This window comes from Alteromonas sp. WD8-37, from assembly GCF_055326825.1.
The window spans coordinates 126,026-146,107 of record NZ_JBUZOV010000002.1; the positions used below are offsets into that span (position 1 = coordinate 126,026).

Below are 20,082 nucleotides of genomic sequence, written 5' to 3' on the forward strand. Positions count from 1 at the left end.
AAAAAAACGCTAGTGTAGCAACAAATCTGCTGGTGCGCCGGGCTAAACTCTATCGCAGTTCGCGCAGTACCAATGAATATTCATCTTGGAGGCAGCAAAGCATGTATTTACGCAAACCAAGCGGACGCCAGCTGGTGGTTCTCGGGCTGTGTTTTTTGGGGTTGTTCATACTGACCGCAGTGTGGGTAACGCTGGATGCCACGCCAGCTCTGGATACCGCCATCATCACCGGGCTGCGTCATGCTGACGATGTGACGAACCCCTTAGGGCCATTGTGGCTGGAAGAAGGCATGCGCGATATTACTGCCATGGGCTCAAACTGGGTGTTGCTGTATTTAAGCGGCTTGGGCGCAGGGCTCTTGTATCTGCGCGGCTATACCCGGCTGGCCGGCTATACGGTGCTAAGCATTCTGCTGGCGCTGGCGGTGACTTTTGCGCTCAAATATGGCTTTACCCGGCCTCGCCCGGATCTGGTGGAACATGGTACCAAAACTTTTACCAGCAGTTTTCCGTCGGCCCATGCCATGATGTCGGCCATTTGCTATTTTACCCTGGCGGCCACCAGTATGCCGGTGTCAGGGCTGGCCCGGATACGCTGGCTGTTTTTTATTGCCGCCGGGGTGACTACCGTGCTGGTGGGCTTTAGCCGCGTGTATTTAGGCGTGCACTGGCCCACCGATATTCTGGCCGGCTGGTTCGCCGGCGCCATGTGGGTATTGTTGTGGTATGTGCTGGTGATCCACCAACGCCGCGGACCGGAACAGCCGCAGTGATGTTTTGATTACTTTTTATGCCGGACCGTGCGTAAAAACCAGCCTACAAAGATGGAGATCAAAAAGCCAAAAAAGGCCATCAGGGCGGTAACAGTCAGTAACGACTGTGAAATGTCGGCGGTCTGGCCGGTTTTGTCACTGACCAGCATGCCGGCCGCCTGAAAAATAAATAATGCGGCCACAGACAGCAATAAAATGGTGGCGGTGGAGGTTAATGTTGCCCGCCAGAAGGCACGCGGGGCATGCCAGTGAATAACGCCGGCTACCAATACAGACAAGCCGGTAAGTAAATAAGGAACCACGCTCCTTCTCCTGTGTTGCAATGAATATATGCCGCTAAGGGCTGCTACAGCCCCTAGTGTGCCTGCTCCGGGCGCGCCATGCAATGGCAGGGCCAGTCAGCCGCTACCCAATCGAGTTTTTACATTCTGTTAAAGGACTTTAAGCTGTTTTGGTGATAGAATCGCCGCCCGAATTTTAACCACTCAATTTGATGGAAATGCATGTTTGATCTCATCAATACCAAAGACAGCAATATAAAAAATGATGTGCTGTCCGGCACCACGGTCGCCTTAGCGCTGGTGCCCGAGGCGGTGGCGTTTGCCTTTGTGGCGGGCGTCGAGCCAATGATTGGCCTGTACGCAGCCTTTATGATGGGCCTGATTACCTCTGCCATCGGCGGCCGGCCCGGCATGATCTCTGGTGCTACCGGCGCCATGGCGGTTGTGACCGTGGCCCTGGTGGCTGAACACGGTGTGCAATATCTGTTTGCCGCGGTGATTTTAGCCGGGGTGTTACAGATATTGTGCGGGGTGTTTAAACTGGGCAAGTTTATTCGCCTGGTGCCGTACCCGGTCATGCTGGGCTTTGTAAATGGCCTGGCCATTGTGATCTTTCTTGCTCAGCTGGGCCAGTTCAAGGTGCAAAATGCTGTGGGCGAATGGCAATGGATGGAAGGCACCATGCTGTACTGGATGGTGGGCCTGGTGGCCCTGACCATGGCCATTATTTATTTGCTGCCCAAGCTGACCAAAGCGGTTCCGGCTTCCCTGGTGGCGATTATTGTGGTCACTGTCCTGGTCCATTCACTGGGCTTAGAAGCCCGCACTGTGCTGGATTTTGTCCGCGATCTGTTACCGGCTGACCAAAAAGCCACCGCCACCCTGGCCGGTGAGCTGCCCAGCTTTGCCATCCCGATGGTGCCGCTGAATTTGGAAACTCTGTATATCGTGCTGCCAACCTCCATCATTTTATGTCTGGTGGGCCTGATTGAGTCGTTGCTGACTCTATCGTTGATCGACGAGATGACCGACACCCGCGGCCGTGGTAACCGCGAATGTGTGGGGCAGGGCGTGGCCAACAGTGTGAATGGTTTCTTTGGCGGCATGGGCGGTTGTGCCATGATTGGCCAGAGTATGATCAACATCAACTCTGGCGGCCGTGGGCGCTTGTCAGGCATTACCGCGGCGCTGGTATTGCTGGGCTTCATCCTGTTTGCCGCCCCGCTGATTGAAATGGTGCCGCTGGCGGCACTGGTTGGGGTGATGTTTGTGGTGGTTATCGCCACCTTCGAATGGGCTTCGTTCAGAATTATTCGCGGAGTAAACAAAGAAGATGCCTTTGTGCTATTCCTGGTGACTGCGGTCACTGTGATTGCCGATCTGGCTGTGGCGGTGGTCGTGGGTGTGATTGTATCGGCCCTGGTGTTTGCCTGGAAGCACGCCCGGCATATCGCAGTACAAAGCCACATTGATAATGACGGCTGGAAAGTGTATGAACTGGATGGCCCGCTGTTCTTTGGCTCCATCAGCCACTTTAAAGATCTGTTTGATATTCAAAACGATCCGCAAGATGTGGTGATTGATTTTCAAAATAGCCGCATCTGGGATTCATCCGGTATTGATGCGTTGGATACCCTGGCGGACAAATATGAAAAGCAGGGCAAAAAACTGCACATCCGCCATATCAGTCAGGATTGCCGCGGCTTGCTGAAAAAAGCCAACAAGTTTGTTGAAATCAACGTGCAGGAAGATCCGCGTTACAAAGTGGCCTCAGACCAGCTGGGCTAGTCACTTAATAACAAACAGCAAAAAACCCATATCCGGCGGCCCCGGATATGGGTTTTTTTATGCCCGGCTGCTACAGTGCGCGGTATCAAAGAAAAAATGTGATTAGCCCCATGTCCCACCCATTCAGCCAGTACATCAAGATCATCGGCAAAGGCAATAAAGGCAGCCGCAGCCTGACCCGCGAAGAAGCCTTTGAAGCCATGAAGATGGTGCTGGCCGGCGATGTTACCGGCGAACAGCGCGGCGCATTTTTGATGCTACTGCGCACCCGCGAGGAAACTCCGGATGAAATCTGTGGCTTTTTGGATGCCTGCCGCCTGTTGCTCACCCCTCAGGTGGCCAGCCTGCCCAGCGATCTGGACATCGGCTGTTATGCCGGCAAACGCCGCCAGCTGCCCTGGTATTTGCTGGCAGTGGCCTGTTTGGCCCAGGCCGGCTATCGGATCTTTCTACATGGTGCCCATGAGCCTGGCTCAGGCCGTCTGTACGCCAGCCAGGTGTTGCCGGCCTTAGGGCTGGAGCTGGCGCAGGATACCGTGCAGGCCGAGCAGCAGCTCACCGCTTATGGAGTGACCTATCTGGATTTAGGCGTGGTGCTGCCAGCACTAGATGCCATCATAAAGCTGCGTGAGGTACTTGGCCTGCGCTCGTGCGCTAATACCTTAGGTCGCTTGCTTAATCCCAGTGCCAGCCCGTTTTCGGTGCAGGGCGTCTTTCACAGCGGGCTGGATATCAAACATGCCCGGGTCAATGAGGCCTTTTTGACCACCCAGGCATTGTGCTACCGCGGCGATGGCGGCGACCCGGAAATTAACAGTGAGCGACCCACCGAGCTGTACCTGACCCGGCGCGGCCAGACCGACTGTGTCACACTGCCGGCCCACAGTGAGCAGTGGGCCCTAAAGCAGCGGGATATGAGCGCTGCGCCCATGCTGGCAGTGTGGCGCGAAGAACTGCAGCATGGCTATGCCAGTCAGGCTATTCAGGGCACCTTAACCAGCTGGTTGATGTTGCTGGAAAACCTGCCGGTTGACGAGGCACAGGGCCGGGCGCGCACAGTGTGGCAGCAGCGCCGGGGGCAGGAGCTGCCGTTTGGGGCGCTAAGCGCAAACCGGTGATCTGATCCGCCTCGGTCAACCTATCAATCCGGCGGGCCTGTTGCTGTTGCCAGGAGCCGCGGGTTGAATCAAAGATGAGGATCCGAGCGATGCAAAATATTCAGTTAAATGATGGCCGAAGCATTCCTCAAATCGGCTTTGGCACCGCTGCCATCGGCGCCATGCATCAGGATGATGGCTATGTCAAAGAAGTGATTTCAAAAGCCATCGATGCGGGCTACCGGCACATCGATACTGCTTCATTTTATGGCAACGAGCGCAGTGTGGGCCAGGCGGTGGCCGAATCAGGCTTACCCCGTGACCAGTTTTTTATCACCACCAAGGTGTGGGACACCCAGCAAGGCTACCAGTCGACCCTAACCGCCATGGAGCAAAGCCTGGCCAGATTAGGGATGGACTATGTCGATTTGTATTTGGTGCACTGGCCGTACCCGGAAAAAACCCGGCCCACCTGGCAAGCGCTGGAAAAACTGCATCATGAAGGGCTGGCCAAATCATTAGGGCTGTCGAACTTTCGTAAAACCGATATCCAACAACTGCTGGAGTTTGCTGAAATTCAGCCGGTTTATAATCAGCTGGAACTGCACCCGTACTTCACTCAGAAAACATTGACCGAATACTGCGAAAGCAAGGGGATCGTGGTGTCATGTTGGTCGCCGCTGGGCTCGGGTTCCTGGAGTGATGTGAAAGCCGAAGATAAGCCGGTCAATGCGTCAGTGATTAAGCAGTTGGCTGAAAAATATGAAGTGTCGGCTGGGCAAATAATCTTACAATGGGATGTGCAGCAGGGCCGCATCGTGATCCCCAAATCCGAAAGTGATAAACACATTGCGGCCAATCTGGCGCTGGATGGTTTTTCCCTGACCGACGATGAGCTGTCGTCAATCGATGCGTTGAACACCGATACGCGGTTTGGCGGGGATCCGGATACTGCCTGGCAGGATAACCTTAATAATCCGGTGCCGGACTAACCAGCATCTTTTGCTGTGCAGCCCGGCGTATGTCGCGCCGGGCCTCTTTGCTTATTCGTCAGCCGGCAGCCAGCCCTGTTGCTGGGCCAGGGTAAGCTGGTCATTGACATAATCCCATAACACTGGCGCGCAGTCTTTAAGCAGCACATTGCGGGCCAGGATCTGCTGTTTGGTAACCCCGTGCCGGGCCCAGCTGCCCCCTTTATTCTGCATATTCTGAAACACCGGCAGCACCCGGTCCATAGCCTTGGCAAAGCGCGCATCGGCGGTTTCGGCAGCTTCAAACTCCAGCCACAGCTCCAGATAATCCTGAGCCTGCGCATCTGGCAGCAAACCAAAAATGCGCTTGGCGGCCGCCAGCTCTTTGAGCGCCTGCTCGGCATGATCTTGATCTTGGGCAAAGGCAAACATATCGCCGGCATCAATCTCCACCAGATCATGCAACAAAATCATCATAATCACCCTGTCTATGGCAATCTTCTCGGCAGCATAATCCTTTAACATCATGGCACTGGCAGCCACATGCCAGCTATGTTCGGCACTGTTTTCCTGGCGATCATCATCTTCAGGCAGGCGTAACTGGCGCCGAATGGCTTTAAGCTTATCCAGTTCTTTGATAAAGCCCGCTTGGGGTAATGCTGTTGTCATGCGATATCCTTCAAACAAAAAACGCGCCGGTGGGCGCGTTTTATCTTCGCTGAACCAGGCGTGTTTAGCCTTGTTTGGTCAGCCATACAATTAAATCGATCATCTCTTGTTCAGACATGTCTCTGGTAAACTGAGCCTGATAACGACCATTGACAATAAAATTCGGCACACCGCGCACATAGCTGCGGTACTGGTCCATCTGTTTGTCATTGCGCTTCATCATGTTGTTCACGCCAAAGCTGTTGGCCAGCTTATCAAACTCGGCTTTGTCGACACCGTTAACCACAAACACATTGCGCAGGTCGTCCAGGCCGGTAACACTGGCGCGTTGTTTATGGATGTAATCAAAAATAGCGCCGTTTAACTCTTCTGAACGCTTTACCGCACGGCCAATCATCATGGCGCGCGTGGCAGCATCCTGCACTTCCTTAGAAGTAAAGCCCATGAAGTTGACATGAATTTTGGTAAATTCGGTGTCGTCACTTACCTTACTTTTGATTTTTTCTACCAGCGGCTCAAACTTGTAGCAGTGCGGGCACCAAAAAGAGAAAAATTCCATAATTTCAGGTTGCTTAGTGGCAGGCTCGTCTAACACTTTATAGTGTTTTCCTTCTTCCCACTTGGCATCAGCCGCGCATGCCTGCAGCGGCAAAAGCACAGCCATCACCAGTAACAGTGCGATTTTTTTCATGCAATAGTTCCTTAAAAACGGTACAGACCGGAGGCGACTGGCCAGCGCCACACACGGTGGGGCTATCAGGCAAGCCGCTTTTTTTCGTTAATTGAATGCATCCTACCTTAGGTAGCAGACACACCAAGGCGCTAAACATAGCACCTTCGGCGCGTTATGTCAGCCAGCTTGGCGCAGCCTTGATGTCAGACATCCCGCCCACGTGGCGGATCGCCGCATGGCTGGCGGCCGGATCGTGGATGGGAAACGACAACATCAGCTCATCTATCCCGGTGTGGGCAACAAACTTCTGCAACTGCTGCTGTACCTGCTCCGGTGTGCCCACAGCGGCATAACGCAAGGTCTGGTCGATAGCCTGCACTTCAGCTTTACTCAGGAGCTGATAAATATCATCCACCGGCGCCGGCATGGGCGCATTGGCGCCGCGTCGTAACAGGCCAAACTGCTGTTGCACCGATGTATACAGGCGCAGCGCTTCAGCCTGGCTATCGGCAACTACCGTCATTACCCCGGCACCCACATAGGGCTGCGTGCACTGGGCTGACGGCCGAAAATTGATGCGATAGATCTTGATGGCATCCAGCAAGGCCTCAGGGGCAAAATGCGAGGCAAAGAAAAATGGCAGGCCCAGCTTGCCGGCCAGTTGCGCCGAGTACAGACTGGAGCCGAGTAAATACAGCGGGACCTTAGTGCCGGCGCCGGGGATGGCCAGCACATCCATGCCGGCACTGTCATCATCCAGATAATCTTGTAATAAAGCGATGTCATCCGGATAGGTTTCCACCTTGCTGTGTAAATCGCGGCGCAGGGCGCGGGCTGTGGCTGGGTCGGTACCTGGCGCTCGGCCCAGTCCCAGATCGATACGGTCCGGGTAGAGTGAGGCCAGGGTGCCAAACTGCTCGGCCACCATCAAAGGCGAATGATTGGGCAGCATAATACCGCCGGAGCCCAGTCGGATCTGTTGGGTGTGCGCGCCGATATGGGACAACAATGTGGCGGTGGCGGCACTGGCGACCCCGCGCATGCCATGATGCTCGGCCAGCCATAGGCGCTCAAAGCCATGCTGTTCGGCTAGCTGTGCGGTAGCACGGGTATGCTGCAAAGCGTCGGCAACACCTTGGCCTTCCCCAATGTGGGCCAGGTCTAAAATGGAAACGGGAACAGCCATACGGTTCCTTAAACAAGTCTGGTTAATTCTCCATTCAGGGTGGGGATCAATTTTGACCAGACAAGGGGGCTGGCTGATTGTGCTTAAAAGCGTCGGCAGGCGTTAAGTGGCTAGCCCGCCAGTGCGCGCGGGTGCAACGGGCGAGGCGCCAGACTGCAATCGTCCGGGGTCAGTGTGCCGGCGATTTCATATGATTGATGGCTGATAAACTGCCAGCGATCCTGCTCTTGACGAAAAGTATGGACTACCAGTTGGGTTGAGGTTTCCAGTTCAATTAAAACATCGCCATCCAGATCCATATAACAATAGCCATTGGTACCGCTGTCCAGCCGCACTTTGAGGTAGCCTTCATCGGAAATGGTCAGGATCTCTTCCACCCGTCGGTCAAAGCGTTGGCAAAACACGGACAATACGGTGGTGACTTCGCGGTGCAATAGCACCGGGCTGGAGGCGGTTTGTTTTTCGATACAGGCCAGTAAGCGTTTCATCACATATCCTACGATAATTAGAAATCCATAGCCGAAAAAATCCGGCCAGAAAGAGCATACAGGCGCGTGCAAGAGTGCTAAAAAAGCACGAGAGAATATATGTTTTCAACAGAAATAAGCATAGCATAAATGCGTATGACACGCAGTAGCTGTTTAGCAGCAAAGCGCGCAAATGACGCACAAACTACGCTTTATTGCAGCCGCACAATAGCTGTCAGGCCTGCGGTGGCAGTGGCTACACAAAATTGTGAGAGCGAGGTTATTTTTTTGTGACAGTCAGGCCGGTGATGAGTGAGCCTGACGTGGACATTGGAACACTACCACCTGATTGCGACCCTGCAACTTGGCCTGATACAACGCTTGGTCAGCATAGGCAACCAACTGGCCACTGGTGTCAGCATCCTGATTCGTGGCCAGGCCGATGCTGACGGTGACATAGTTTTCTGCCAACGGTGAATGAAAGGTAATCGACAGTGCGCGCACCGCGCTCATGATCGCCTGAGCGACCTGGCTGGCATGGTGGCGGTGACTGTGCGGCAAAATCACAGCAAATTCTTCACCGCCATACCGCGCTGCGGTGCCCTGGTACAAGGTGGCGATATCATCAATGGCCTGAGCAATGCGTTTGAGGGTGATGTCACCGGCCTGATGGCCATGGCTGTCGTTGTAGCGTTTAAAATAATCCACGTCCAGCATCAGCAGACTTAACTGACCGCCGTCAGTACGCACACTGTGCCAGGCCCGGCTGAGCGCTTCATCAAAATGCCGGCGGTTGGCTATCTGGGTCAGGCCGTCGAGGTTGACCAGCACTTCCAGGGTTTGATTGGCGCGCAGCAATTCTTGTTGCAGGCGATGCAATGAACAGCGGGTTTTCACACTCTGTAAGGTTTCGCTGACCATTTCGCCAATCAGTTTCAAGTGCTGAATTTCGTACTGGGTCCAGCGGTGCGCAACAGCCAGAATATCGCAGCCGATAAAGCCAAATAAATCATCGTTAAGCACCACTGCCACACAGAGCACCGCGCCGATATCTTCACGCTCAAATTCGGCTTTTTCCAGGCAGGCCTCGGCCGGTAGCAGGCTGACATCATCCACCACAAACACCTGCTTCTGCTGGATGATTCGGGCAAAATAAGGCAGGGCGGTGAGCGGAACCTGCTGCAATTCCTGCTTAAACGGTGCTACTCCCGGTGCCACCCATTCGTGGGTGTTGTCCATGTAGTGTTTATCTTTTGAAAAACTAAACAGATAGCAACGGTGAGCCTGTAAAAAGTTACCAAAGGAGGCCAGACTGTCTTCAATCAGACGGTCAACATCGTCTTCATGGGCATTAATCAGACGGGTAGACAAAGAAGACAATAACATACTGAAATTTACATGCTCTGCCAGTGAAGAGGCCACAGGCCCAGCGACGCTGGGATCTGTGGCACTATGCACCGCGACCCGGATCACCAGCCAGTCTTGCCCGTCAGCGTGGGTTACCTTGCTGTGTAACACACAGTAGCAACGCATTGCGGCCACCGCCACGATACAGCGCTGGCACAATTCGCCGCTTTGCTCAGCCAGCTGCACGGGGTGCTGGTCACCGGACAGCAGGGTCAGGTTGTCGGTGGCATAAAAGCGCCAGTCTGAAAGACGGTGGCTAACCTGGCCTGGCTGAGTATTGAATTGGCAGGCCAATGCCGGGCTGATAAAAAAACTTTCATCCCCGCGCGGTTTTACCAAGAGTGCGGTGGGCAATTCAAACAATGTGTCGAGGTACGGGCTGGGCATGGGCCTTCTCATCCATGGGCTGCCAAACTGCCGCGCACAGCAATGACCTGTGCACAGCATGTTGACTATAGCCAGCCTGCCGGATTTTTACCAGCAGGCTTGCTGGCAGCTACAGCTGATAATCTATCGACAGCAACCAGCGCCGGGCAGGAGCGCGAAAGCCGACGATATCCTGATAGCGTTCATCCAGCGCATTATCCAGCCGCAAAGCCAGTTGCCAGTGGGCTGAGAGCTGATATTGCAGATTAATATCCAGCAGAGTATAAGCGTCTAAGCCGACCCGCTGCGGCATGGCCGCCGGCGGAAAAAACTGGTCGTCACGCGACCCGGTGTAGGCGGCTTTGGTATACAGATGCAGATTGGGCACCGGCAGGGCGGTGAGCATGCTCACCGAGGCCTGATGACGGGCTACCCGCAGCTCCGCAGTGTCAGCCTGTTCAGCATCCACATAGCTGTAGGTAGCGCGCCACGTAGCGGGCCCCTGACGCCATTCCAGCTGGGCCTCAGCGCCGCGGCGCTGGCTGGTACCCGTGCGATTAACCGCAGTGCCGATAAAGGTGTCAGGCACAAAGGCAAAACCGTCGATTTCATCTTCCAGACGAGTATCAAATACGCTAATCTGACCATGCAGCGCCTGCTGCAACTGCCAGCGGGCACCGACTTCCCACTGCCGGCTTTGCTCTGGCTGCAGGTCGGGGTTGCCCTGGAAGGTTTGCGGAAAATAACCAAAGCGTTCGGTAAATGACGGGGTTTTCACCGCCTGGCTATGACTGGCAAACACACTGTACGCATCGCTTATCGCCCAGCTCAATGCTGCCCGGTAGCTCACCGCATCGTCATATTCGGTATTGTCATCATAGCGTCCGGACAGCGCCAGAGTCAGGTCATCCGCTAAGTCACGGCTGACCTCAGCAAATACGCTGGTGGTGTGATCTTGCTGGCGCTGGTTGGGATCGCCGAAGGTCAGTGGGCCACGCTGGCGAAACTGGCGCGCCAGATATTCCAGGCCGCCTGCCAGTTGCCACTGCGCCACAGCATAACGGTTGAGCCAGGTCAGCTGGTAGCGGGTGCCGGTGGTGCCGCCATCGGCACGGCCGCCGGCCACATTGTCGTTGCTGTCCTGGCGATACTGCGCGGTGAGCGTGCTGGCATAGGCTGTGTCAGCCGGGGTGTAATGCCAACTGGCCAGGCCGCTGTATTGTTTGCCATCGGTCACATTGGCCGCATCTACCGGCAAGCCGGTACTCACATAATCGATAGCATCATAATCGGTGGCATAATCCACCAGCCGGGCGGTGGCGGTAAACTGATGCGCCGGGTCGGCCTGCCAGCGTAAGGTCGCGCCGGTGCTGATATTGCGATAGCCATCTTCCTCGGCACCGGATAAGGCAATATTCTGACCGCTTGCTTCCAGGTAGTTGGCATAGCTACTGAGTTTTACCTTGCCGGCCTGGCCGCGGGCGGTGACACCGCCTTGTACGGTGCCCTGATTCCCCAGCCCGGCCGTGGCACTGATCTGGTTGCCACCCAGCCGGGCGGCTTTGGTGGTGATGCTGAGCACCCCGGCCACCGCGCCGCTACCCCAGATGGCACTTTGCGCGCCGCGCAGCAGTTCGATGCGGGCAATATTGCTGGCCTGCAGGTGCGATAAATCAATGGTACTGCCCTGGCCGATATCATTGGCCACCACGCCATCAATCAGCACTAGCAAATGATTGGTTTCACTGCCACGCAGACGGATTTCCGTAAAGGTGCCCAGGCCGCCGGACTGGGTCAGGGTGACCCCCGGCAATGCGCGCAGCAGATCAGTTAACTGCACCGCGCCGGACAGGGCGATTTCTTGTGCGCCCAATACGGTCGAGGCGACACCCAGTTGCGCGGTAGACAATCCCAGCCGGGAGCCGGTGACGGTGAGGGTTTCAATATCAGAATTGGCCATTGCTGTTGGGCAATAGCTTGCGCTCAGCAGTAAGGCTGCTGGCAGGCCATAAGAAAAAACAGATTGAGAGAACATAACGATTCCAGCCAGGCACTCCACCCGAGTGCTGCTTTAAAGACACCGGCCTTACAGCCGATCGCGTATCAGGCCGGTCTCCGGGCTGGTTCGCCTGACAAAAGTCAGGTTTTTCACGTCTTCCCATGGCATTCGCCACAGTGACTTAACCGCCGTCAGGCGGGGTGAAAAAAAGCAATGCTTGAACTTACCGTTGCGGGGGCAGCGTTAGCTTTTCACTAACTTCCCGTTTAATCTGCGAAAAAACAGGCACCTGAATAGTTTGGCAGTATACCCGAGGCGATCAGAAAGACAAGGGTTGCTAGACCAGCGTGATCACCAGGGCATAGCGGCCAGCTTTGCCTAAAGCCACCAGCAGCAAAAACCAACCCAACGGTACCCGCAGCAAGCCGGCAATCAAGGTCAGCGGGTCGCCTATCACCGGCACCCAAGCCAGTAATAGGGTGACCTTGCCCCAACGGGCAAAGCGTTCATCGGCGCGTGCCAGGGCGGTATCAGAGACACCAAACACCCGCTGGATCCCGGGCCGACCCCAATAATAACCGATGGCATAGTTCACCCACGAACCGGCCACATTGCCACTGCTGGCCACCAGCCATACACTGGCCGGGCTAAACCCGTTCAGCACCAGGGTGACCACCAGCCATTCGGCGCCTAAGGGCAGCAAGGTAGCGGCTAAAAAGGCGGCCAGCCACAGCCCGGGCAGGCCCAGGCTGGTCAGCAGCTCCATTATAAACCTAGTGAGAGCGGGGGTTCCTGCAGCGCTGCGTATTGTTCTTTTAGCGCCAGAATCTGGCCTTCCCAATATTTGTCTTCAGCAAACCAGGGAAACGCTCGGGGAAAAGCTGGGTCCTGCCAGCGGCGTGACAGCCAGGCCATGTAGTGGATCATGCGCATGGCCCGTAACGGTTCAATCAGGGCCAGCTCACGGCGGTCCAGTGGCTGAAATTCCTCGTAGGCTTCCACCATCACATCCAGCTGCAACAACTGCTGGGAGCGGTCGCCATTTAGCATCATCCACAAATCCTGAATAGCCGGGCCGCTGCGACAATCGTCCAAGTCCACAAACATGGGGCCATCGCGCCATAAAATATTGCCCGGGTGGCAGTCGCCATGCAGGCGAATGTGGCTGGTGGGGCTATAGCGGGCATCGGCCAGCTTAACCAGCGGCTCGGCAATAGCAAAAAACGCGGTTCTGAGCCCTGACGGTAACAGCTCGCTATGTTCCAGCTGTTGATACGAAGCATGCAAAAAGCTGGCGCTGTCCACCGCCGGGCGATGGGCAAACTGTCCGGCCTGGGCTACCCGATGCATGCGGCCGATAAAACGGCCCATCCATTCCAGCTGGTCCAGGTTGTCGATTTCGAACTGACGGCCGCCCACTGATGGAAACACCGCAAAGCGAAAGCCATGGCTGTGGTGCAGGGTGGCGCCGTTAATTACCAGCGGAGCGACCAGCGGGATATCAGCGCCATTGATCTCCAGGGCAAAATCATGCTCTTCCTGGATTTGCGCATCGCTCCAGCGATCCGGGCGGTAAAATTTTACCACCATGCGCTGGCCATCGTCCGCGCGAAACTGGTAAACGCGATTTTCATAACTATTGAGCGCCAGCAAACCGGATTCGGGATAGATCCCGCAGGCTTCCAGGGCATCCAGCACCGAGTCCGGCGTCAGGCCGGTGAAGGTAAAATCAGACATAAGATCCTTTAACGGTATAAAAATTTACTCGGTTCGGTGACGCTCACCGGCGCCTCGGCCGGGCTTTCACTGGTCACGGTGAAGCGAATATCGGTGACCGCATCTTGCAGATTATAGGCATCGGTGGCAACCGATATCGGCAAGGTGGCCACCGTACCAGCGGCCACAGTGAGCTGGGCGTCGCCAATAATCTCATAGCTAGGCAGGCCTTCCACCTTGATGCGATAGGTATACTGCTGCTGCGATTTGTTAAGCACTTTCAGCGTATACACATTTTCAATCAGGCCCTGATTGGTCTCGCGGTACAAGGCATTGCGGTCGCGGATAATGTCCACCTCCAGCGGCACCCGATTGACCACCGCCAGCACCAGCACACTGACCATTACCACCAGCACCACAAAATAGCCAATCAGCTTGGGCCGTAAAACCTTGACCGGTTTGCCGGCCAGCGCCGACTCCGAGGTAAAGCGGATCAGGCCCTTGGGATAACGCATTTTTTCCATCACGCCATTACAGGCATCTACACAGGCGCCGCAGTTGATGCATTCGTATTGCAGGCCGTTGCGGATATCAATGCCAGTGGGGCAGACCTGTACGCACAGATGACAGTCGATGCAGTCGCCCATGCCCTGCTCAGCCAGTTCGCTGCGTGCTTGCTTGCGCGGACGTGGGCCGCGCTGTTCACCACGCTGGGCGTCATAGGCCACGGTGATGGTATCGCGGTCAAACATGGCGGACTGAAAACGCGCATAGGGGCAGATATGGGTGCACATGATCTCGCGCATATATCCGGCATTGCCATAAGTACACAGGGCAAAAAACAACACAAAAAAGCCAGCCCAGAAGCTAACCTCAAAAGTGAAAAAGTCGATAAACAGGCTGCGCACCGGCGTGAAATAGCCCACAAATAATAGCCCGGTGAGGATCGCCACTGCCCACCAGCATACCTGTTTGGCGGTTTTGCGCCAGAATTTGCCAAAGTCCATGGGCCGTTCATCCAGCTTCATACGCTGGTGGCGGTTACCTTCCAGTTTTTCTTCCAGCCAGGTAAACAGGTACACCCAGGTGGTTTGCGGGCACATAAAGCCACACCACACCCGGCCGGCAAAGGTGGTAACAAAAAACAGCGCAAACGCAGAAATGATAAACAGATAAGCCAGCAGGGTCAGATCCTGCGGCCATAGGGTCAGGGCAAACAGGGTGAAGCGCTGCTCGCCGATATCCAGCAAGATGGCCTGGCGGTCGTTATAAGTCAGCCAGGGCAGCAGGGCAAACAAGCCTAAAAAAAACAGCCCAAAGAAGCGTCGGAAGGTTTCCAGCGGGCCCTTTACCGCCCGCACATAAATGCGGCTACGCGCACGATGACGCTTCGTCGGTGTGGCCGCCGGCGGATGCACCCTCACCGAGGTGTCGGTTTTTACCGGGATCCGTTCATTCATAACCGCCTCGCTGTGTTGAGCCGCGCTTAGGCTGTGCCGGCCATGGTCTGCTTGTGCATTATTAGGTATAAATAAACCGGTTTTTTGCCCGCGTGCAATGGGCTAGGCTTAGTGCAGTATTTTCTACCATGCTGTGTTCAGAATGCGCCGAGCCCTGATTTTACTGGCTGAAATTGCCCTGTTAATAGTAATTCTGCGCCTGTCGTTTGTACAGGATGTATTGACGCATGCCCAGCAGCGGGTCAGCAGCTGGATTGGCTATGTGGATGCCTTGCCGGAACAGCGCGCCCTGAGCCAGCTAAGAAACAACATCGATACCCTATACGTCACCTTGCGCCCTTACCAGCAGCATTATCTGGATGAACTGCTCAGTTCGCGCCATCAGGTGCAGCATTTTTACACTACTTACTGTCACAGCGACGATAAAAATCCCTTTTTATTTGGAGCGTCGCGCGCGTTTATGTGTACCGAGATAGAAAAATCCGACCTGCTGGAAAATAAGACCTAATTCAGCTCCAATATTCTTTTGCTGCTTTTTGCCAGCCAATGGAACTTGCCTGCCACAGGCGCCTCTAACCAGTATCAATCCGTTTGTTGCCTCAGGCAACATGGTGTGAGGTAGTCACAATGATAAAGTATTCCTGTTTGCTGATGGGCCTGCTGGGGCTGTGCAGTGTGCCGGCACAGGCGGCCGCAGAGGTGAAAATTACCTGGCAGGATCCCGATTCCTACCGGGATATACAGCCGTCTAATCAGTCACGCATCTCCTTTCGCGACCGGGTATTTGCAGATATCGAAGAATTTTTGGCTGAACTGGCCGAAGATCTGCCTGATGGCCAGGTGTTGTCGCTGACTGTGACCGACATGGATCTGGCGGGTGAAGTCTGGCCGGCCAGCTTTTTTGGTGGCATGGGTGGCGCCGATATCCGGCTGGTGAAACCCTTGTATATTCCGCGTATGCAATTTAGCTATACCTTGCAGGGAGCAGATGGCGCCACCTTGCAAAGCGCCGATGTGAAACTTAAAGACATGGCATTTATGGATCGGGGCACCCGCCTGCGCAGCCGCTATCAAAACCTTAGTTATGAAAAAAACATGCTCAAAGACTGGTTTGAAAAAACCATTGAGCAAACCGCGGCCACCTATCAGCAATCCAGCTTGAAATAAGTCGTGTCGCGTCAGCGGCCTGCTCTGACCAGCCTGTCATCTGCGATTAGCACTAGCTTAATCGATTAAGTCTGTTATTGTTTTGTTACAAATTCTGTGCTTGTGCGTAAGCGTAAGGCACACTTGGAAACATAAGGACTTATATGCGTACTCTTGGCCTTGCCATGGGGCTGCTGACAGCCTCCTCTTATGCCGCCACCGTGTCAGTGTCGTCCCCGGATGGCGCGCTGACCTTGCAATTCAGCGATGACGATGCCCTGGCGCAATACAGTTTACAGCGCAACGGCCAGGCGGTGATCCTGCCCAGCAAACTTGGCTTTACCTTTGAAAAAGCGGCACCCATGTACCGTGATTTTACGGTCAAAGAAGTCAGCCGCGACAGTCATCAGAGCCAGTGGGAACAACCCTGGGGCGAGCAGCGCCTGATCACTAACCACTATAATGAAGTGGTGGTGCGCTTTACCCACACCGATGACAAAGACCGCCAGTTTGTGGTGCGAGCGCGGGTATTTGATGATGGTATCGGTTTTCGCTATGAAGTGAGCGGGCAGGGCGAGGTGGCCATCACTCGCGAACTGACCCAGTTTAATCTGGCCCGCCCGCAGTCTGCCACAGCGTACTGGATCCCCGGTCAGGGCTTTGAGCGCTACGAGTATGTGTATCGCGAAACCAAACTGGAGCAGGTGGATGTGGCTCACACCCCTCTTACTGTCACCTATGACGACGGCCTGCACGTAGCCATTCACGAAGCTGCACTGGTGGATTATGCCGGCATGAGCCTGCAGCGCCTGCGTGGCGGACGTCTGGAGGCTGACCTGGCTCCGCGCGCCGATGGCACCGCGGTACTCAAAGAAGGTGATTTCACTACGCCCTGGCGCACCATTACGGTGGGCGATAAAGCGGTGGACTTAATCAACTCCTACCTTACCCTGAACCTCAATGAGCCCAATAAGCTGGGCGAGGTGGACTGGGTAAACCCGGGCAAATACATCGGTATCTGGTGGGGCATGCACATCGGCAAGTACACCTGGGGCACAGATGGCACCCACGGGGCGACCACCGAACGCACCAAAGAGTACATGGATTTTGCAGCCAAATACGGCTTTGACGGCGTGCTGGTGGAAGGCTGGAACACCGGCTGGGATGGCAACTGGATTGAAAACTCGCAGTTGTTCAGCTTTACCAAAAGTTACCCGGACTTTGATATCGAAGCCGTGACTAAGTATGGCGATAAGCAGGGCGTTAAGTTAATTGGCCATCACGAAACCTCTGGCGGGATCACCAACTATGAAGAACAGATGGAAGACGGCTTCAAGCTGTATCAGGACCTGGGCGTCGAGCAAATCAAAACCGGCTATGTGGCTTTTGGTCAGAACCTGAAACGGCTGGATGATGATGGCATCATGCGTTATGAATACACCGATAGCCAGCCGGTGGTGAATCACTTTTTAAATAATGTGCGCACCGCCGCCAAGTATGAGCTGTCCATCAACACCCATGAGTCGGTCAAGGACACCGGCCTGCGTCGCACCTATCCGAACTGGATCTCGCGCGAAAGTGCCCGCGGCCAGGAGTACAATTCCGGGGTGGGCGCACCTAACCCGGCAGACCATATCCCCACCCTGGTCTTTACCCGTATGCTGGCCGGGCCGATGGATTTTACCCCCGGTATCTTTGATTTTGACTACCAGCGCCCGGATGTACCGGAAAATGACACCGTGGATTTTGTACGCCGACCCATGTCGACCCTGACCCGCCAGCTGGCCCAGTATGTGGTGCTGTACAGCCCTATTCAGATGGCGGCAGACTTGCCAGAAAACTACCTGAAGCACCCGCAGGCCTTTCAGTTTATTCAGGATGTGCCCACCGACTGGGAAGCTACCGAAGCGCTACAAGGCGAAGTGGGTAAATTTATTGTGATTGCCCGCCAGGAAAAAGCGCACCGGGACTATTCGGGCAAAGACTGGTATTTAGGCGCCATCACCGATGATAAAGCGCGCAAGGTCACCGTCAAACTGGACTTTCTGGCTGACGGCCAGACCTATGAAGCACAGATTTATCAGGACAGCGACAAGACCGACTGGCAGGATAATCCTTATGCCATGGACTATGTTACCAAGCAGGTGACAGCCAAAGACAGCCTGACCTTGTCGATGGCAGCCATTGGCGGAGTGGCAGTGCGCTTCAAAGCTCTCGACTAGACTTGTACACCGCGCATAAAAAAACGGGAGCCAGTGGGCTCCCGTTTTTGGTTGATTAGGTTGGGTTACAGATAATCAAACTCAGCGCCCTGGGTGGCCAGCACACTGTCTGCGCCGGCCCGCAACGCTACCTTGTGGGCATCACGACGTGGCAGGATCCGCGCCTGATAAAAGTTGCTGGCTTTTTGCTTGGCAGTGGCCAATGTTGTGTTGGCACTGTGTTTCGCCGCATCGGCCTGGCTATACCACAGTACACCAATCAGTGAGTAAGCGGTGTAGGCCAGATAATCGCAGGCTGCACTGGCCACATCCGCAGCATCCATAGCCAGGCAGTCAGCAGAGGTGGCGCGCCAGTCATCCAGCAGTGACTGGGCCTGCGAGCGGGCCTCGGCATCACCGATGGTGTCCACCAATGCGGTTAGTTCGGTGTAGGTGGTTTCCATCATGCGGCCCTTATCCCGGGTCAGCTTGCGACCAATCAGGTCCAGCGCCTGAATACCATTGGTGCCTTCATACAGCTGGGCAATACGCACATCCCGCATCAGCTGTTCCATGCCCCATTCACGTATATAGCCGTGGCCCCCAAATACCTGCACACCCAGGCTGGTGGTCTCTAACCCCATGTCGGTCATAAAGGCTTTGCACACCGGGGTTAAAAAGGCCAGTACCTGCGCCGCGGTTTGTTTGCCGGTGTCATCGCCCAACCGTTCGATATCCATGTATTTGGCATACCACACCGCCAGTGCCCGGCACCCTTCGGTGAGGGTTTTCTGGGTCATCAGCATACGTGCCACATCCGGTTGAAATACAATCGGATCGGCTTTGCCATCAGGGTTTTGCACCCCTTGCGGCGCACGCGACTGGACCCGCTCACGGGCATAAGCCAGGGCGCCCTGATAAGAAGCTTCGGCCGCGCCCAATCCTTCCAGACCCACCTGAAAACGCGCATCGTTCATCATGGTGAACATGCAGACCAGCCCCTGGTGCGGTTCGCCCACCAGGTAGCCGGTGGCGCCGTCATAATTCATCACACAGGTGGGGCTGCCTTTGATACCCATCTTGTGCTCGATGCTGCCCACCGACACCGCATTGGGCTGACCGGGCTGATTATTTTCATCCAGCAGATATTTTGGTACCAAAAACAGGCTGATGCCTTTGACCCCAGCAGGCGCGTCGGGCAAGCGTGCCAGTACCATGTGCACAATGTTACTGGTCCAGTCATGATCGCCGCCGGTGATAAAAATTTTGTTACCGGTGATGCTGTAACTACCGTCATCCTGTGGCTCGGCTTTGGTGGTCAGCAAAGCCAGATCGGTACCGGCCTGCGGCTCGGTCAGGTTCATGGTGCCGGTCCACTCACCGCTTATAAGCTTTTCCAGATACTGGTCTTTCAGGGTGTCGCTGGCATGGCGGGAAACAGCCAGTACCGCACTTTCGGTGAGCATGCTGGTGAGCCGCCAGCTTAGGTTGGCTGAATGCAACATTTCATGCACCGGCACCGCCATAGTGTAGGGCAGGCCCTGACCGCCGTAGGCTTCGTCGCCCAACATGCTGTTCCAACCGTTGGCGATATAATCCTGGTAAGCCTGGGCAAAGCCTTCGGGGGTGGTCACCTGGCCGCCTTCTAAGCGGCAACCCTGCTCATCACCACTGCGGTTTAGCGGCGCAATCACATCTTCAGCAAACTTGGCGCCCTGAGCAATGATTTCATTGGCCAGATCGCTATCAAAATCGGTCACGCCCAGTTGCTGATAGTGGCTATCCAAGCCCAGCCATTCTTTGAGCAAAAATTGATAATCGGCCATTGGTGCCTGATAGTGCGGCATAACCCACTCCTTTACTTTTAAACGGGTGTTTGAAT

General features: G+C 55.2%; 18 protein-coding genes and 1 riboswitch. Of the genes, 7 read left to right on the plus strand and 11 right to left on the minus strand.

The genetic code is table 11. The features are described from left to right. Positions 1 to 101: 101 nt before the first annotated feature. Complete coding sequence (locus ACTUJZ_RS05950; protein WP_463635373.1) at positions 102 to 773, plus strand: phosphatase PAP2 family protein; 672 nt, start codon at positions 102 to 104, stop codon at positions 771 to 773. 8 nt (positions 774 to 781) lie between these two features. On the opposite strand, the gene ACTUJZ_RS05955 is transcribed toward ACTUJZ_RS05950, so the two are convergent. Continuing rightward, positions 782 to 1,075 (minus strand): hypothetical protein, encoded by a 294-nt coding sequence (locus ACTUJZ_RS05955; protein WP_463635374.1) that lies wholly within the window; start codon positions 1,073 to 1,075, stop codon positions 782 to 784. A gap of 201 nt (positions 1,076 to 1,276) precedes the next feature. Here ACTUJZ_RS05955 and ACTUJZ_RS05960 point away from each other — a divergent pair, with 201 nt between their 5' ends. From ACTUJZ_RS05960 to ACTUJZ_RS05970, 3 genes are all read left to right on the plus strand, one after another. Further along, complete coding sequence (locus ACTUJZ_RS05960; RefSeq protein ID WP_463635375.1) at positions 1,277 to 2,842, plus strand: SulP family inorganic anion transporter; 1,566 nt, start codon at positions 1,277 to 1,279, stop codon at positions 2,840 to 2,842. A gap of 110 nt (positions 2,843 to 2,952) precedes the next feature. Continuing rightward, positions 2,953 to 3,960 (plus strand): glycosyl transferase family protein, encoded by a 1,008-nt coding sequence (locus ACTUJZ_RS05965; RefSeq protein ID WP_463635376.1) that lies wholly within the window; start codon positions 2,953 to 2,955, stop codon positions 3,958 to 3,960. A gap of 89 nt (positions 3,961 to 4,049) precedes the next feature. Continuing rightward, complete coding sequence (locus ACTUJZ_RS05970; protein WP_463635377.1) at positions 4,050 to 4,931, plus strand: aldo/keto reductase; 882 nt, start codon at positions 4,050 to 4,052, stop codon at positions 4,929 to 4,931. Positions 4,932 to 4,982: 51 nt separating this feature from the next. Here ACTUJZ_RS05970 and ACTUJZ_RS05975 read toward each other — a convergent pair whose 3' ends face one another. The 9 genes from ACTUJZ_RS05975 to ccoG all read right to left on the minus strand — a co-directional run bounded on the left by ACTUJZ_RS05975 (position 4,983) and on the right by ccoG (position 14,853). Next, positions 4,983 to 5,579 (minus strand): HD domain-containing protein, encoded by a 597-nt coding sequence (locus ACTUJZ_RS05975; protein ID WP_463635378.1) that lies wholly within the window; start codon positions 5,577 to 5,579, stop codon positions 4,983 to 4,985. 64 nt (positions 5,580 to 5,643) lie between these two features. Then, the gene (locus ACTUJZ_RS05980) at positions 5,644 to 6,270 is read right to left on the minus strand and encodes a thiol:disulfide interchange protein DsbA/DsbL (protein ID WP_463635379.1); all 627 of its coding nucleotides are present in this window, start codon (positions 6,268 to 6,270) and stop codon (positions 5,644 to 5,646) included. A gap of 154 nt (positions 6,271 to 6,424) precedes the next feature. Beyond that, positions 6,425 to 7,438 carry an LLM class flavin-dependent oxidoreductase gene (locus tag ACTUJZ_RS05985; protein ID WP_463635380.1) on the minus strand — a complete coding sequence of 338 codons (1,014 nt, stop codon included), beginning with the start codon at positions 7,436 to 7,438 and terminating at the stop codon, positions 6,425 to 6,427. 110 nt (positions 7,439 to 7,548) lie between these two features. Beyond that, on the minus strand, positions 7,549 to 7,926 hold the full coding sequence (locus ACTUJZ_RS05990; protein WP_463635381.1) for a hypothetical protein: 378 nt from the start codon (positions 7,924 to 7,926) through the stop codon (positions 7,549 to 7,551). A gap of 276 nt (positions 7,927 to 8,202) precedes the next feature. Further along, positions 8,203 to 9,699, minus strand: a complete 1,497-nt coding sequence (locus tag ACTUJZ_RS05995) for a sensor domain-containing diguanylate cyclase (protein ID WP_463635382.1) — start codon at positions 9,697 to 9,699, stop codon at positions 8,203 to 8,205. Between the two features lie 109 nt (positions 9,700 to 9,808). Further along, entirely contained in the window at positions 9,809 to 11,713 is a 1,905-nt protein-coding gene (locus ACTUJZ_RS06000; protein WP_463635383.1) for a TonB-dependent receptor plug domain-containing protein, read from the minus strand. Between the two features lie 54 nt (positions 11,714 to 11,767). Next, positions 11,768 to 11,985, minus strand: a riboswitch (cobalamin riboswitch). Positions 11,986 to 12,014: 29 nt separating this feature from the next. Continuing rightward, a complete protein-coding gene (locus ACTUJZ_RS06005; RefSeq protein ID WP_463635384.1) occupies positions 12,015 to 12,443 on the minus strand; it encodes a YqaA family protein in 429 nt (142 codons plus the stop codon). After that, positions 12,443 to 13,414 (minus strand): serine/threonine protein kinase, encoded by a 972-nt coding sequence (locus ACTUJZ_RS06010; protein ID WP_463635385.1) that lies wholly within the window; start codon positions 13,412 to 13,414, stop codon positions 12,443 to 12,445. The genes ACTUJZ_RS06005 and ACTUJZ_RS06010 overlap by 1 nt, the downstream gene beginning before the upstream one ends. 8 nt (positions 13,415 to 13,422) lie before the next feature. Beyond that, positions 13,423 to 14,853 (minus strand): cytochrome c oxidase accessory protein CcoG, encoded by a 1,431-nt coding sequence (ccoG, locus tag ACTUJZ_RS06015; protein WP_463635386.1) that lies wholly within the window; start codon positions 14,851 to 14,853, stop codon positions 13,423 to 13,425. Positions 14,854 to 14,995: 142 nt separating this feature from the next. On the opposite strand from ccoG, the gene ACTUJZ_RS06020 reads away from it, so the two are divergent. From ACTUJZ_RS06020 to ACTUJZ_RS06030, 3 genes are all read left to right on the plus strand, one after another. Continuing rightward, entirely contained in the window at positions 14,996 to 15,361 is a 366-nt protein-coding gene (locus tag ACTUJZ_RS06020; RefSeq protein WP_463635387.1) for a hypothetical protein, read from the plus strand. Positions 15,362 to 15,480: 119 nt separating this feature from the next. Beyond that, complete coding sequence (locus ACTUJZ_RS06025) at positions 15,481 to 16,020, plus strand: DUF3016 domain-containing protein (RefSeq protein ID WP_463635388.1); 540 nt, start codon at positions 15,481 to 15,483, stop codon at positions 16,018 to 16,020. A gap of 143 nt (positions 16,021 to 16,163) precedes the next feature. Next, on the plus strand, positions 16,164 to 18,221 hold the full coding sequence (locus ACTUJZ_RS06030; protein WP_463635389.1) for a glycoside hydrolase family 97 protein: 2,058 nt from the start codon (positions 16,164 to 16,166) through the stop codon (positions 18,219 to 18,221). Between the two features lie 65 nt (positions 18,222 to 18,286). Here the strand turns inward: ACTUJZ_RS06030 and ACTUJZ_RS06035 are convergent, their stop codons facing one another. Next, on the minus strand, positions 18,287 to 20,047 hold the full coding sequence (locus tag ACTUJZ_RS06035; RefSeq protein WP_463635390.1) for an acyl-CoA dehydrogenase family protein: 1,761 nt from the start codon (positions 20,045 to 20,047) through the stop codon (positions 18,287 to 18,289). Positions 20,048 to 20,082: the final 35 nt, after the last annotated feature.